We start from the raw sequence: 14,511 nt of genomic DNA, 5'->3' as shown, positions 1-14,511 counted from the left end.
CTCTATATAACAGAAAATACCTTCCACAAAAAAAACCGCCCCGAAGGGCGGTTTTTGGCAGTTAATCGTAATAACGAAGAATTGTCTGTTACTGGAGGAGGCTGAGTACCGAGCTGCTGCTCTGGTTGGCCTGCGCCAGCATGGACTGAGCGGCCTGCAGAAGAACATTGTTCTTCGTGTAGTTCGTCATTTCCTTCGCCATGTCAGCATCACGAATCGTGGATTCTGCAGCCTGTACGTTCTCAGATGCCGTGGTCAGGTTGCTGCTGGTGTACTCAAGACGGCTTTCGATGGAGCCGATAGTCGTCTGCTGATCCAGTGCTTTCTGTACCGCATTATCGAGAACATTGATCGCGGCATTAGCCTTCACCTGCGTGGAGATGTTCAGCTTCGTGCCATCGGAACCGGAAAGCCCCAGAGCCTCGGAACGCATATCCGTAAGACCTACCTTGATGGCCTGATTGGCTTTCGTGCCAACCTGTAATACCAAGCTGTTGTCATCACCGGTATTTTCTGCACGGATAGATTCGGTGAAGTTATCCAGTACAGCGTTGGCAGACTTATTTATATTGCCATCAGAATCCGTTACACTAATCGTGAAACCGCTAATCTGACCGGCAGTACCACTGACACCTGCTGCAATCGTCAGTGCATTGCCACCATCAGCCGTGTAGACTGAATTGCTGGAGCTGTCCAAACCGATATACGATGTATTGGCCTGAGAAAGCGATAAATCGCTACCACCGGCACCAGTTGCCGATGTTGCCCTATTGATAGCTGTACCCAAGTCAGTAGAACCTACACTAAACGTGGTAGAATAAGTCTTGCCCTGTTTTACATAGGAAACCGTAATGTTATCCGAAGAATGGATGTTCAGATTGTTGCCGTTACGATCCTCCAATGCAGTCAAAGCAGTACCGGAAGCAGTAGCAGAATTCAAGCTCTCATTGGTCAAAGCTGTAGAGGTCTGCACAATCTTCTTGTTGTGCGAACCATCAACAAGATACTTGCCGTTGAAGGTAACATTGGCATTGTCGTTGATCTGGTCAATGCTCTGGTTCAGTTCCTTCTGGATGGTCTGACGGTCGCTGTCCGTGTTGGTATCGTTAGCTGCGTTGATAACTTTCTCTTTCAGCGTTTTCAGGATATCAACGGTGGAGCTTACGGCACCTTCTGCAACCTTCAGCATGCTGCTGCCGTTCTGCGTGTTGGCATTTGCCTGATCAAGACCGCGAATCTGAACGCGCATACGCTCGGAAATCGCATAACCGGAAGCATCATCTGCTGCCGAGTTAATCTTCATACCGGAAGATACTTTCTGCAGGCTCTTGGACAGTGCGCTGGAGTTCTTGTTCAGAGTGTTCAGCGTCGAGATTGCCGACATGTTGTTCTTTACTACCATTGCCATGATGTTTTTCCTCCTTGAATGTAGAAAAATAATATTTTGTAACAGCCATCCCTGACTGTCGTTAGCATATATAATTAGCAAATCGCTACTCTTGCAAGTGGCTGCTAGCTGACCACAAGCATCCTTGTATTGATTTGCTGATTATCTTCGCTTACACTATATATATCGTATGTTTTTTCAATTTCTTAAGTATTTTTTTGCGAACCCATAATTTTTTTTACTTTTAACGAGCATATAATACATATTCCCAAGGGGTTGGCACCATATAATCCAAATCATAATGCCTGTATACTTTTCTCAGATTATCATCCAGATAATAATCACGCCCATCAATCCTGTAATGCCGGAAAGCAAATTGATAATCACATCTTAGTGAACGTATGTACTTTTGTATTTCATATAAATCCTCTGGCTTGTGATAAGCGCTTATTGCCAGTTTCGGCTTGAACTGGCTGATGGTTAAAAACGCCCCTTTCAGCACCTCAAGTTCAGCACCTTCTACATCCAGCTTGATATAATCAATTCTGGGTATATTATTCTCCCGGACATAGGTGTCAATATCTATCACACCAGCACACTCACCACCCACATTGCTTATATGGGAACCTGCTCCCTGCACATTGTAGTTCAGCTGCCTTTTACATGACCATAATCCCATGTTTTCAAACACGCAATTATTATCTGTATTGTTTTTTTGGCAAGCAGCAAAATTTACAGCATTCATTTCAAACGCATATACTCGCGCGCCCATCGCCGCAAAATCCTTGGCCGTTTTTCCGTCAAAAGCTCCGCCATCTATTACGATATCACCTTTGTCGGGCATATAACCACAAAGCATATATTGTGGTTCTGGCGCAAATCTAAACTCCGTCAATTGTCCATTCATGCGTTCGCGTATGACCGCCAGATACGTTTCCTTTGATTCATCATCTGCCAATAACATATATTCATCAAAATAATCCGTTATATGAGCCCATGCCTCCTTGCGCCGTATATGATAACGGTCGGAGTCCTCAAGCATATAAACCGACAAGCCCTGTTCGAGAAAGTATTGATAGATTGCCTCCGGCCATACCTTATAAGAATTCAATATCAATATTTTCTTAATCCCCCGTGCTTTACTGTTCAGCTGGCTGACTGTGACTATTTCCAGCTCATCAACGGCCAATCGAACCAGTTCGGCACATTCGTCCAACACACAAATACAAGCAATTTGCAGGCCTTGCATTCTCAAGTGCCGTACTATATCTATGGCTGTTTCCAAAGCCGGAACATCATTAGCAGCAGTAAACAAGCCTACCTTGTCCCCGTTTTCTATCAATTTTGCCAGTTCTGCTTCCTGAGTGCTCCCCTTCATTTTCTGTAACATTTTTATAAAATTTCTCATTACCTGTCTCTCCATATTAGCTGAAAAAGCCGCCCCGAGGGGCGGCTTTTTGGTAGTGAATTGTAATAACGGAAAATTGTCTGTTACTGGAGGAGGCTGAGTACCGAGCTGCTGCTCTGATTGGCCTGTGCCAGCATGGACTGAGCGGCCTGCAGAAGAACATTGTTCTTCGTGTAGTTCGTCATTTCCTTCGCCATGTCAGCATCACGAATCGTGGATTCTGCAGCCTGTACGTTCTCAGATGCCGTGGTCAGGTTGCTGCTGGTGTACTCAAGACGGCTTTCGATGGAGCCGATAGTCGTCTGCTGATCCAGCGCTTTCTGTACCGCATTATCGAGAACATTGATCGCTGCATTAGCCTTCACCTGCGTGGAGATGTTCAGCTTCGTGCCATCAGAACCGGAAAGCCCCAGAGCCTCGGAACGCATATCCGTAAGACCTACCTTGATGGCCTGATTGGCTTTCGTGCCAACCTGTAATACCAAGCTGTTGTCATCACCGGTATTTTCTGCACGGATAGATTCGGTGAAGTTATCCAGTACAGCGTTGGCAGACTTATTTATATTGCCATCAGAATCCGTTACACTAATCGTGAAACCGCTAATCTGACCGGCAGTACCACTGACACCTGCTGCAATCGTCAGTGCATTGCCACCATCAGCCGTGTAGACTGAATTGCTGGAGCTGTCCAAACCGATATACGATGTATTGGCCTGAGAAAGCGATAAATCGCTACCACCGGCACCAGTTGCCGATGTTGCCCTATTGATAGCTGTACCCAAGTCAGTAGAACCTACACTAAACGTGGTAGAATAAGTCTTGCCCTGTTTTACATAGGAAACCGTAATGTTATCCGAAGAATGGATGTTCAGATTGTTGCCGTTACGATCCTCCAATGCAGTCAAAGCAGTACCGGAAGCAGTAGCAGAATTCAAGCTCTCATTGGTCAAAGCCGTAGAGGTCTGCACAATCTTCTTGTTGTGCGAACCATCAACAAGATACTTGCCGTTGAAGGTAACATTGGCATTGTCGTTAATCTGGTCAATGCTCTGGTTCAGTTCCTTCTGGATGGTCTGACGGTCGCTGTCCGTGTTGGTATCGTTAGCTGCGTTGATAACTTTCTCTTTCAGCGTTTTCAGGATATCAACGGTGGAGCTTACGGCACCTTCTGCAACCTTCAGCATGCTGCTGCCGTTCTGCGTGTTGGCATTTGCCTGATCAAGACCGCGAATCTGAACGCGCATACGCTCGGAAATCGCATAACCAGAAGCATCATCTGCTGCCGAGTTAATCTTCATACCGGAAGATACTTTCTGCAGACTCTTGGACAGTGCGCTGGAGTTCTTGTTCAGAGTGTTCAGCGTCGAGATTGCCGACATGTTGTTCTTTACTACCATTGCCATGATGTTTTTCCTCCTTGAATGTAGAAAAATAATATTTTGTAACAGCCATCCCTGACTGTCATTAGCATATATAATTAGCAAATCGCTACTCTTGCAAGTGGCTGCTAGCTGACCACAAGCATCTTTGTATTGATTCGCTGATTACCTTTGCCTTACATTATATTTATCGGTCATTTTTCCGATAACTTAAATGATTATTTTATTTTTTTGCAAAAAATTTCGCGCCTTAGCCACAATCCGGTCATTAGTCTGACAATAATCCAGAGCCTGCACGAACCAGCCGGCTGCTTCCTTTTTATTACCGTAAAGTTCCGCAATCTCGCCCAACCTTGCTGCCACCTTAGCTGCAACTTCCGGAGAAAAATATGTTTCGTGACGAAAATCAGCTGTTCCCTCGTTATAACGCTGCAGTGACTCCTGCAAAAGTGCCCGTGCCTCCGATAGTTTCCCCATTCCACAAAGTACCATGCCACATTCAGCATAAAATTCAGGCAAATCCGGATATGCCTGACATGCTTTTTCAGCCCATGGCAACATCTCCGCATCAGGCATTCCCAGTGCCCGCATACACTCCAAAATCATACGGTAGCTGCGCCCATTCCCACCATATATAAAAGTACCACTTTTTAAGTAGGCAATAGCATGTTGCAAGGCAGCCTCATAATTTTGTATACCATAGTAACAGTCCGTTAAATAATAATCATAAACAGGCTCCCAAGCCCCCTCATCAATAGCCTGCTTGAGAATTTGTAAATTTCGCTGACATTTATCCGCACTAATGCTTTCTGCATAACCAGTATGCAGGAGATAAAATTCCATTGGCGCATAGCCCACCTGTAAATCACCATTCGATTTGCTAACATACTCATGAACCCGCCCCTGGTAGCGCAAATCATGTCGATTCCGGAAGATACGCGGACTCCAGTCCTTATAAAATATACTCTGTTGGTCTAAATTGTCTATGTTATGCCGAGTGAGCAAGATCATCTCCTTATCCTGCATACTATCTAAATAAGACAAAATTCTATCCTTGTCTAATGGAGTAGGAAATGTTTCATCTGCATCCAAAAACAAAATCCATTCGCCTTGCGCTTGCTCAATGGCATAATTGCGTGGTGCAGAAAAATCATTTTGCCAATGATAATCATATAGTTTTGCACCATAATTTTGTGCTACAGCCTTAGTATTGTCAGTAGAACCTGTATCTACCACAATGATTTCGTCTACAGCTTGCTTAACAGAATTTAAGGAGATTGGCAGATTTTTTTCTTCGTTCCTTACAATATAACAAGCCGATAATCTTATATTATTCATTTCCATTTTTGCCTCCCCCCTGATTATATTTCGGTAAGAAAAATAAAAAACCTCTCCCAAAGGAGAGGTTTTTTAATATTTTTTGTTAAAAATATTCCCCAGACTATTCATATTCTGAATATCATAGGCATGAACAGTAGCATTCTGCTGACGGGATTTATTGAGCCATGCTTTTGCCTTATAGACCACCTGCATATCAAGCGGCTTAATTTTCCCGACCAGCTCCCTGCATTCATCAGTCTTTCGAAAAACTTCCGTTTCCGGCAGAGCTTTCATGCGTGTAACCAAGTCATTACGCTGACGCTCCAGCTCAAGAAATTCATCAATATCTTCCTTATTGATGAATTTCAAGAGTTCCTGCGTCAACGTATAGTACATTTCAAAATTGGCCTTTGCCTGTGTCATAGCTTTATCCGACATAGCTATCACCCTGAACATTCTTGGTGCCGCCATCCTGACGGGCTTTTTTCATCGCCTGCGCCCAAGCATCTCGCAATTCCTTAATGATGTCAATAGCTTCCTGAATCATGGCTGTATCGCTTTTGATATTGCCCTCCACCAGGCGGTCATAGCAATAATTGTACAGGGGCATAAGTTGATGTGATATTTCATAATCCATATTCAAGGTAATACGGAATTCAGAGATTATCTGCTGGGCACGCTGCAGCAGGTTGTTGGCATTTTCATACTGTTTTGCCTCTACTGCATCTTTACCCTCATTCATAAACTTTAGGCAGCCATTGTAAAGCATCAGGGTCAATGCTTCCGGGGTCGCTGTCATAATTTGTTGTCTTTTATAGGCTTCTGCTGCATTGTTTACCATATATGTGCCTCCCTGTCAGACCTATTCTATTATTGGCCTCCTGTAATATAGCCCATAGATACGCTTAAACGCTGAATAGCTGTTTCCATTGCATCATATTTCTTATATAGCAGATTTTCATAGGACTTCATCATCGTTTTGAAATTAGACATCTTCGTCTGAAGTTCACGAATCAAATTCCCCAACGTGCTGCCATCAGAAGTCTCCGTGGATGTTCCTGCATAGGACTTCATCGTCTTGAGATTATTATACAAAGAATCAGAAATTCTCTGCACCACGCCTTCACTCTTGTAATCAGTAGTTGTCTTGCCGTTGGCATCAGTGATTTCACCACTAGCTGTAAAGATTTGGCGCACACAATCCGGCTCAGCTGCCAAAGCTTTCTTCAGCTTATCCTCATCAAGATACAAGTGACCTCTATCCGTCTTTGAACTAATACCTATGGACATCATGGTATTGTATTTGCCCGTAACGGAATCAACCGGCGTGTAAATTGCCTCACGCATTTCACTGATAATCTTACCGATGGTATTATCATGATTGAGCAAACCGGATTTTGCTTTTTCATTCCACTTCTCAATCTGCTCCTTGGTCATGCCGTCTTCCTGAGTCTTGGTAAGCACACCATAGTCGCTGTACTTGGTCTCATAATACTTATCATTGAGCGAATCCAGCATTTTGTTGTAATCTTCGACAAACTTCTTTACGTTTTCAATAAGTTTATCCGTATCCTGATTAACCGTGACGGTTGTCGAACCTTTAGCAGCCAATGTATAGGTGACATTGCCTACAGTAATTTTGCCCGTGTCAGAGGTATAGCTGCGGCCATCAATAGTCACCTGTGCATCCGTACCAGCAGCCTGTATCCCATTAGTATCAGCAGTAAGTTCCGTAGACGAAATCTGCAAGCCGTTTATCAGCTTACGACCATTAACGTCAGCCGCTTCACCAGCATCACTTGCAACACTAAGCGAAATGGTATTCGTGCTATCCGGATCCGTATTCGCTATTTTCAGCGTACTGCCATCCAAACTGGCGGTTATGCCAAGGTTATCCGCAGTGCTGGCACTATTAATAGCATCAATCAAATCTTGAACAGTAGCCGTTGATACATCTGCAATGCTTATTTCGCTGGAGCCGGTACCATTTGAAAGCGTAAACTTAGCCTCATTGCTGCTGGCTGAAGCATTGAACAAGGTATTCAATACCGTGCTTGCCGAAACAGGAGCTGAACTGCTAAAGGACGAAGCACTTACAGAACTCGTCCCTGTGGTTGATTCAAAGGACAAAGGGCTGGACAATTCACTGTTCAAGCTGCCACTGCTATCCACCACCTGCGTTACAACGCCCAAGTTCAAACTGGAAATCAGGTTCTTGCCATAATTGGCTGCTGCGTCTGAACCAACAGAGAACATGATTTTATTAGCAGATCCACCGGTTTTTTGATACAACGAAAAAGCATCATTAGCACTGTCGTACGATGCCTTGATGTTCACCCCTGCACTATTGATACTGGAAACCAAATCATTCAGGGTTTCGTTACTGTTCAATATGTCTGCGTACGTAAATGAAACTTCCTTACTATTTGCTCCCGAACCAGTACTGTCAGCTATAGTAAAGCTGACCAGCTTGGATTTTGCCAAAGTTTCATTTCCCTCTATTTGTGACCTCAAAGTGTTTTGCGTAGCTTCATCAAAGAGTATATCCTTCAAATATATACTCTTATTCGCACTAGTTGAAGAAGTGTTTGCCCTGTCAATAGAGCCATTGGTAAGCAAGTAAGCATTAGATGCCGTAGCCGACACATTGACCGTGTGCGACATAGAGGCTGCATCGGCATTAGCCGCAGCAGTTGCCACAGATGTATTACTGCTGACAGCTGACATAGGGCTTGACGTAGACGACAGCTTATAATTATACAGCGTAGATGAGTTGAACGTATTGAGACTATTATACATATCCGAATAGGCTTCTTTTGTCCACTCGTTTTTTACTTCCTGCTTATACAGCTTGTCATACTGATTCTGCTTGTTCATCATGCCCATCTTGACCATGGAGTCAACATCGATGCCCGAACCTGACAGGCCGTAAATTCCTATACCACTCATTTCTAACACCTCCTCACGCGTTCTTATCGAGGAAGGCGCCCAGCCATTCACGTGCCTTTGCCATCTGGTCAAGCATTTCCTCTGGCGGTACTTCCTTGATTACTTCATGGGTTTTCTTGTCCAGCATCCGCACTGACATCATATTGACTTCCTTGTGATACTGGAATTCCAGGTTGCAGTTAATCTTGCTCATGAGTTCATTTAATTCTTCCATCATATAACTGACGGTTTTTTCGTCCATAGGCTCCTGTTCTTCTTCACGAGCCTTTAATGGATCTTCCTGTTCCTCTGCCTGATTAAACTTTGGGGCATTACCAGTATCTTCAACGCGTTGTACCTGTGGCTCCTGCTTTTCAGGGGCTGCTGTTGTTGCCGTTGTATTGCTGACCCGCTCCGCTGCGCCGGCCACAATCGAGGCCGACACAATGTCCTGAATTTTTCCTACCATGTTGATCCCTCCGTAGATTCACACCAGTTTTCCCTAAAACTTTACTTCTTCGGCAGGCCAGCGCTTAAGTCCAAATCCATGGGCACTGGAGCGGCCGCATTTTTGTTTTCTTCCTGAATAGCACGGTAAATCTCACCGCGATATATCTTAATGTCCCGCGGTGCATCGATGGCAATGCGGACATTGTCCCCCTGCACTTCTACGACATTGATAACGATGTTGTCACCAATCATAATCTGTTGACGTGGTTTACGAGTAAGTACGAGCATTATTGTTCCTCCTTATTTTCCGGAAACAATCTATGCTTTGTAGTATAGCTGCTGCGGTCAAGTACAATCTGCCGTGCCTGCATATTGGCGGTGTTTAAAACCACCGGTGCCATAAGGTTGGCGGTCATATCCTTTACCTTGCCCCCATTGATGGTCAGCAAAGTATAGATAAGCATATCTTCCTGACGGGTAAGTTCCAACTTGTTCTGATTTTCATCATCCAACTCAAACTCATATTCCGGGAAGAACACAAACGGTATCGTCATTAAAAACGCCAAATCCGGCGTCGTCAACGACTGCAGGAAAACATAAGGACTTTCTTCATCATAGGGAACGATAACAAATTCATGTTCGTCTTCGAAGGCCGGGATACCGTCGGCAAAATGTACAACTTTATCCTCTGCTACTTCTACTTCACCAAATCTCAATGTGTTGACTTTTCTCATCTGTTATGCCTCCACTTCCGCATAAGTCTTCATGCGTAAATATCGTACTTGCCTTCACTCACCCAACGCTCAACATTAGCCTTTTGCTGCATATATACCTCGACCTTGCCCGGCGTGAAATTCGTCTCCGCAAAGGCCTTGGCATTGATATCAACAGACACATCCCCTAAATCCGACTCCCCCACCGCCTCGATGGGGTGGAAGGTAATCACGGGGTCGGGGATAAGCTCCGTTTTAATATGCCAGTTTTTGCTTTGTTCTATTTCCTGCCGCAGCTTGCTGTCATACCGCTGTTCCACGGGCTTTTTGCCACGCTTGCCACTGTTTTCCACATTGTCCCACGCCTCCTGTGTCCACCGGGAGGTAGTCTGAGACAAATCGGAAAAGCCCTTCTGTCCATGCTCCTTGGCAAAATCCGTATGATTGGTAAAACCATAAGCATGACGGCTGGGATATTGGTCAATATCCACGGTAGGCTGCGTCCAATGCCTGTTGGAACGCGCCTGCCGCGTATTGGTATGCAGTTCGGCAGGAGTCGAGTGAGCCTCCAGCTTACCCAGCTGCGTATGCATGCCTATCATGGGCTGAGTAACGCGCATATTTAATCGCAGCATAGATTATTTCACCCTTTCCCTAGGAAAATCCTGCTAAATCCTTTTACTTACTCCTATTTTATCATGTTTTTCTTAAAAATTCCCTAAAAAATTTTACAAGTAATCAGCCAGACTCTGCGGCAGAATACGTGCTCCCAAGGACAAGCTCATGTTGTAAATTGTCTGCTCCTGCATGAGCTGAACAGCTAATCTGGCCACGTCCGTAGAAGAAGTATCCGTGATATCACCCGTGATAATCTCATTCTGGGTATTAAGCATGGTGCTGACAGAGTTATATAGCTGCGTACGTGCCCCCAGTTTGGTTTCCGTTTTTACGGTCTGGGCATGCGCCTCATCAGCAATAGTCACACCATCGGTATCCATCCATTTTTGGTCATTGGATATCACCTTCGTATATACAGTCAGCATTTCATTAAGCATGGCCGTTCCTGATGGCGCATTCCCCGAATCCGCATCATCAAAAATATCAGTTCCAAAAATATCAGCACCTGTAACATTGACCGTATCAGCAGTGGGCTCTGTGGTACCGTTTTTCTTCACCATGGAAATATATTTATTGTCCCCCGTAAAGGAAACAATCTGCTGTTCAACCGTGTTAAACGAAAGTTTTACCGGTTTCCCATCTACCGATATTTGCTGGGAAAAATCTTTACCTGCGTCTTTTATCTCGCCGGTGCTTTTGAAATATGTCGACACCTTCTCAAAATCAGTCAGCTCACCGACTTGATCACCATTAGCTACGGCCGCCTGGGGATTGGCTGCCAGCTTATTCTTATAACCGTTTTCCACAAAATCTTCTGTATAGACACGTTTCGTAATGGTATTCAGATAATATGTATTCCCGTCATCGCCTTTAAGGGACAACATCTGGCGCATGCTCCCCGTTTCGCCTACCCCGTAATCGCCGGAAAAAAAGGCCTGCTGTGTGCTGTCCAAGGTCTTTGTCATACCGCGAGTAACTTCTGTCGTAGACATCTCAAAAGGTTTAGTCAAGTCACGCTGGCCGCCGAATACATAACGGTCACCCTGCATGGTATTTCCCAAAGATACGATTTCCTGAATTTCTGCCATCATTTCTTTGCCAATGGCCTGCATATCAGTCTCGTTATTGGTGGAATTTGCTGCCAAAATAGTTTTTTCCTTGAAGGTAGTCTGGATATTGGTAATATTTACCAGTGCCGAGTCCGAGGTTTTCATCCACGACAGGGCCGTATTGACATTATTTGTATACTGCTCGTTTTCATTCAAGGCCGTATCGTAACGGATAAACTTGGAGTAGTCCACGGGGTTGTCCGAAGGACGATGCAGCTTGCTGCCATCCCCCTGCTCCAGCAGGGAAGTCTGCCGGGTATTGGCGTCATTTAACTGTTTCTGATAACCGTAGACCATCTGATTGCTGCTTACGCGAATAGACATTTATTTCACCTCATTTGCTGTTTATCTTAGCGGCCAACCACGCCGGTGCTGTTAATCAGCCTGTCCAGCATTTCGTCCATGGTGGTCAGGCAACGGGAGCAGGCACTGTAGCCCTTCTGGAAAGTAATCATATTCGTAAGTTCCTCGTTCCAGTCAACACCGGAAGTCGAGGAGCGCCAGTTGACAATCTGCGTGATCAAATCTTCCTGAGCACTTTCCTTCTTATCCACGGAACTGGCATCCGTACCAAGCTGCGACATAGCTGACTGATAATAGGAATTCAGCGATATTTTACCTATGGAGCGGTTTGTTGCAGACGTTACCTGTACGTTATCACCATTGTAGTTAATTGTGGCTGTCGTTGCTATATTTGACAAGTCAATATTGAACAGGTGACTCAGATTTACCGCATTGGTACCATCGCCAGAGCCGTTAACCGTAGTGGTCAAATTGCCAGTATAGGCACCATCCTTAACTTCCTTCTCCACGGAAAATGTACGGGCCGCTATCAGTGAAGAACCACCAGCCACTGTTATTTTCTGGTTTAAGGAAAAAGCATTGATAATATTTATGCCTTTTAGTTTATCTTCCTGTAACTGTGTTCCTTCGATCTTGACTACAGGACGGTACTGTTCTTTACCATCAACATCGTAGATAGGAGCACCGGTATCATCTGTCAGCTGCTCTTTATCCAGGCTGCGTGTAATGGTCTGTGTGGAGTCCATAACCTTGGCCACCACGCATTTATCGGTGTCGTTCCATTCATAAATGGTATTATGGTCACCAAAGAAGTTAATTCCATAAGTGGGGCCGGCATAAGTGCCGCTGGCTGGGGGATTCGGTCCCAAGCCACCGTCTGTCCCATCAATACCTGCGCCCTGCTGGTGCATATTGTTAAAAATAGTAAGCATGAACGCGGCCATATCAGCCATCTTGTCAATATAGGCCTTGTCCTCAGCAATGGTATCCATCTGTGCTCTAAGGCTGCCGTTCTGGGGGATAAAGGCAATATCTGACTCCTTAATCAGGACAGTGTAATCATTGATGCCATAATCAGAATTATTTATGGGGTCAGACATGGTCAGCGTCAATTTGTTAATGCCGTTGACCATGGTAATGCCGTTGGACACGATGCTGTACATGCCCTTATCGTCCTCGTAGACATTGAGGTTCATGTGTTTGGAGAGCTCGTCCACGAGCAGGTCGCGCTGGTCGCGCAGGTCATTGGCCTGAGCGCCGGTAGCCTCGACCGTCATTATATTTTTATTCAGTTCCACGATGCGGCTGTTGATATCATCGATAGCACTGACGTTTATTCGCATATCATCATACTGGGCGTTAATCTGGTCCTGCAGCTGAGCAGACACCGTCTTTATCCTGTCGATAAAGATATTGCCTTTTTCGATAACATTCACACGGTTACTGTCCAGGGATGCATTGGCGGACAAATCACTCCATGCCCGGTAAAACTCATCCATGGCATTTTTTATTCCCGTCTTATCAGAATCATCGAAAATGGCCTCCAGTTTATCGTAATTCACCTGCTCAGCCTTGTAATATTCATGTGTGGAAGTTTCTGCCCAGAACTGTTTGTCGGCGTAGATATTACGGGCACGCTGCAGCGACAAAGCATCTACCCCGGTGCCCACCATTACCTGACCATAAATGGAAGGTACTTCCTGCCCGAGGGTAGCCGCCTGATTCACGCGCTGGCGCGAATACCCTTCGGTAGAGGCATTTGTAATATTATGGCCAACCGTATCCAAAGACAGCTGGTTGGCAAATACGCCGCGAACCATGGTATTGAGTCCGGAAAACGTAGAACGCATGATAATTCACCTATTATCCTTTCTGCTGCTTATTCTGTCCAAGTGCTCAAACGCTGGAATCAAACATCTTGATTTCCCGACGGCTTTCTTTATTCGCCGCGTCCTGCGTATAAGTTTCGCTAGCCACGGTTCTGGTCATAACGTTTATATGGTAGTCCACATACTTCTTGCCACGCTCCAGCAGGAGCCTGGCAGCCTCGATTTCCCGACCTAAGGCCTCTTCAAATTCCTGCACCCGGTGCAACAGGTGCACCACAATTTCCCTTTCCTCTGAGGGCGGCGCTTTTGTGATAAAAGCGCTCATTGCAGGCATTTTATGTTTCCGTAAAAATTCCTGCTTATCTTTTTCCAGTTTGCCTAATTCCAACAGGGCAGGCTCAATTGCCTGAACGGCAGCCACAATATCGGCCCCCTTATTTTCGGCTTGGAGTGTTTCTTTTAATGCTTTGATTTTTTCTATACATTTGTTGCTGATCAAGATTTGCGCCCTCAGCAAACGTACTACTTCTTCCAATTTTCTCCCACCCTTGGCTGTGTCTGTAACTGTGGCTATGCGTTAAATTCAAAATTTCGGCGGTGCGTAGTAACTTCGCCGCCCTTGCCATAAGCCGGTTCCACCTTGGCGCCGCCCAGCCTGTTCAAATGGAAGGCGGCAGCCTCCATAGCGGCCCTAATCAGCAGGGCATTGCCCTCACTGATTTCCTGCGCCTCCTGCACGGATTTAGCCAGCATAGCATGGAGTTTCTTTATGACTTCCTGCAATTTTCCCGGCGGTACTACGCCGATGATATCCTGCATATTGGAATCCGGCCCCAGTCTTTTTTCGCTGGCAGCCAGTTTCATGAGCAGGCCCTGCCGTGTCTTTTCCAGCCGTGCCACACTGTCCGTCAGCTCTTCCTCTGTTTTCAGCAGAGATTCCACGGTTTTCATATCCACGAGCACCAAAGCGCTGCGTTTCTTTTTTCCCAGTTCAATAAGTGCTTTGTAGGCTTTGTTTAATTCGTTGAGATTGTTTGCGAACTCCTGCCACATATTTGTTTTGCCTC

15 protein-coding genes are annotated in these 14,511 nt (G+C 45.4%); all 15 read right to left on the bottom strand.

Annotated features, from left to right (window positions below; translation table 11 throughout):
- Positions 1–88 precede the first annotated feature (88 nt).
- The 15 genes from DL94_RS0107185 to DL94_RS15260 all read right to left on the bottom strand — a co-directional run bounded on the left by DL94_RS0107185 (position 89) and on the right by DL94_RS15260 (position 14,497).
- Positions 89–1,408, bottom strand: a complete 1,320-nt coding sequence (locus tag DL94_RS0107185) for a flagellin N-terminal helical domain-containing protein (protein WP_028129582.1) — start codon at positions 1,406–1,408, stop codon at positions 89–91.
- A 223-nt stretch (positions 1,409–1,631) separates the two neighbouring features.
- On the bottom strand, positions 1,632–2,795 hold the full coding sequence (locus DL94_RS15265; RefSeq protein ID WP_051586360.1) for an FkbM family methyltransferase: 1,164 nt from the start codon (positions 2,793–2,795) through the stop codon (positions 1,632–1,634).
- An 83-nt stretch (positions 2,796–2,878) separates the two neighbouring features.
- Positions 2,879–4,198, bottom strand: a complete 1,320-nt coding sequence (locus DL94_RS0107175) for a flagellin N-terminal helical domain-containing protein (RefSeq protein WP_028129582.1) — start codon at positions 4,196–4,198, stop codon at positions 2,879–2,881.
- A 186-nt stretch (positions 4,199–4,384) separates the two neighbouring features.
- Complete coding sequence (locus tag DL94_RS0107170; protein ID WP_028129581.1) at positions 4,385–5,518, bottom strand: glycosyltransferase family 2 protein; 1,134 nt, start codon at positions 5,516–5,518, stop codon at positions 4,385–4,387.
- A gap of 66 nt (positions 5,519–5,584) precedes the next feature.
- Positions 5,585–5,932 (bottom strand): flagellar protein FliT, encoded by a 348-nt coding sequence (locus DL94_RS0107165; RefSeq protein ID WP_028129580.1) that lies wholly within the window; start codon positions 5,930–5,932, stop codon positions 5,585–5,587.
- Positions 5,922–6,335 carry a flagellar export chaperone FliS gene (fliS, locus tag DL94_RS0107160; protein WP_028129579.1) on the bottom strand — a complete coding sequence of 138 codons (414 nt, stop codon included), beginning with the start codon at positions 6,333–6,335 and terminating at the stop codon, positions 5,922–5,924. Before fliS ends, DL94_RS0107165 begins: the two co-directional genes overlap by 11 nt.
- Positions 6,336–6,364: 29 nt before the next feature.
- Positions 6,365–8,443: a flagellar filament capping protein FliD gene (gene fliD / locus DL94_RS0107155; protein ID WP_028129578.1), complete on the bottom strand. Its 2,079-nt coding sequence runs from the start codon at positions 8,441–8,443 to the stop codon at positions 6,365–6,367.
- Between the two features lie 13 nt (positions 8,444–8,456).
- Positions 8,457–8,891, bottom strand: coding sequence for a flagellar protein FlaG (locus DL94_RS0107150; protein WP_037371514.1), 435 nt, complete (start codon positions 8,889–8,891; stop codon positions 8,457–8,459).
- A 41-nt stretch (positions 8,892–8,932) separates the two neighbouring features.
- Complete coding sequence (gene csrA, locus DL94_RS0107145; RefSeq protein WP_028129576.1) at positions 8,933–9,160, bottom strand: carbon storage regulator CsrA; 228 nt, start codon at positions 9,158–9,160, stop codon at positions 8,933–8,935.
- Entirely contained in the window at positions 9,160–9,606 is a 447-nt protein-coding gene (gene fliW / locus DL94_RS0107140) for a flagellar assembly protein FliW (RefSeq protein ID WP_028129575.1), read from the bottom strand. The genes csrA and fliW overlap by 1 nt, the downstream gene beginning before the upstream one ends.
- Positions 9,607–9,635: 29 nt before the next feature.
- Positions 9,636–10,220 (bottom strand): DUF6470 family protein, encoded by a 585-nt coding sequence (locus DL94_RS0107135; RefSeq protein WP_037371513.1) that lies wholly within the window; start codon positions 10,218–10,220, stop codon positions 9,636–9,638.
- Positions 10,221–10,313: 93 nt separating this feature from the next.
- Positions 10,314–11,636, bottom strand: a complete 1,323-nt coding sequence (flgL, locus tag DL94_RS0107130) for a flagellar hook-associated protein FlgL (RefSeq protein ID WP_028129573.1) — start codon at positions 11,634–11,636, stop codon at positions 10,314–10,316.
- A 26-nt stretch (positions 11,637–11,662) separates the two neighbouring features.
- A complete protein-coding gene (gene flgK, locus DL94_RS0107125; RefSeq protein ID WP_028129572.1) occupies positions 11,663–13,465 on the bottom strand; it encodes a flagellar hook-associated protein FlgK in 1,803 nt (600 codons plus the stop codon).
- Between the two features lie 46 nt (positions 13,466–13,511).
- A complete protein-coding gene (locus DL94_RS0107120; RefSeq protein WP_028129571.1) occupies positions 13,512–13,979 on the bottom strand; it encodes a hypothetical protein in 468 nt (155 codons plus the stop codon).
- A gap of 35 nt (positions 13,980–14,014) precedes the next feature.
- Entirely contained in the window at positions 14,015–14,497 is a 483-nt protein-coding gene (locus DL94_RS15260; protein ID WP_028129570.1) for a flagellar protein FlgN, read from the bottom strand.
- Between the last annotated feature and the right edge of the window lie 14 nt (positions 14,498–14,511).

Source organism: Selenomonas sp. AE3005 (assembly GCF_000686945.1).
GTDB lineage: Bacteria > Bacillota > Negativicutes > Selenomonadales > Selenomonadaceae > Selenomonas_A.
This window is presented reverse-complemented; position numbering and strand designations above follow the sequence as displayed.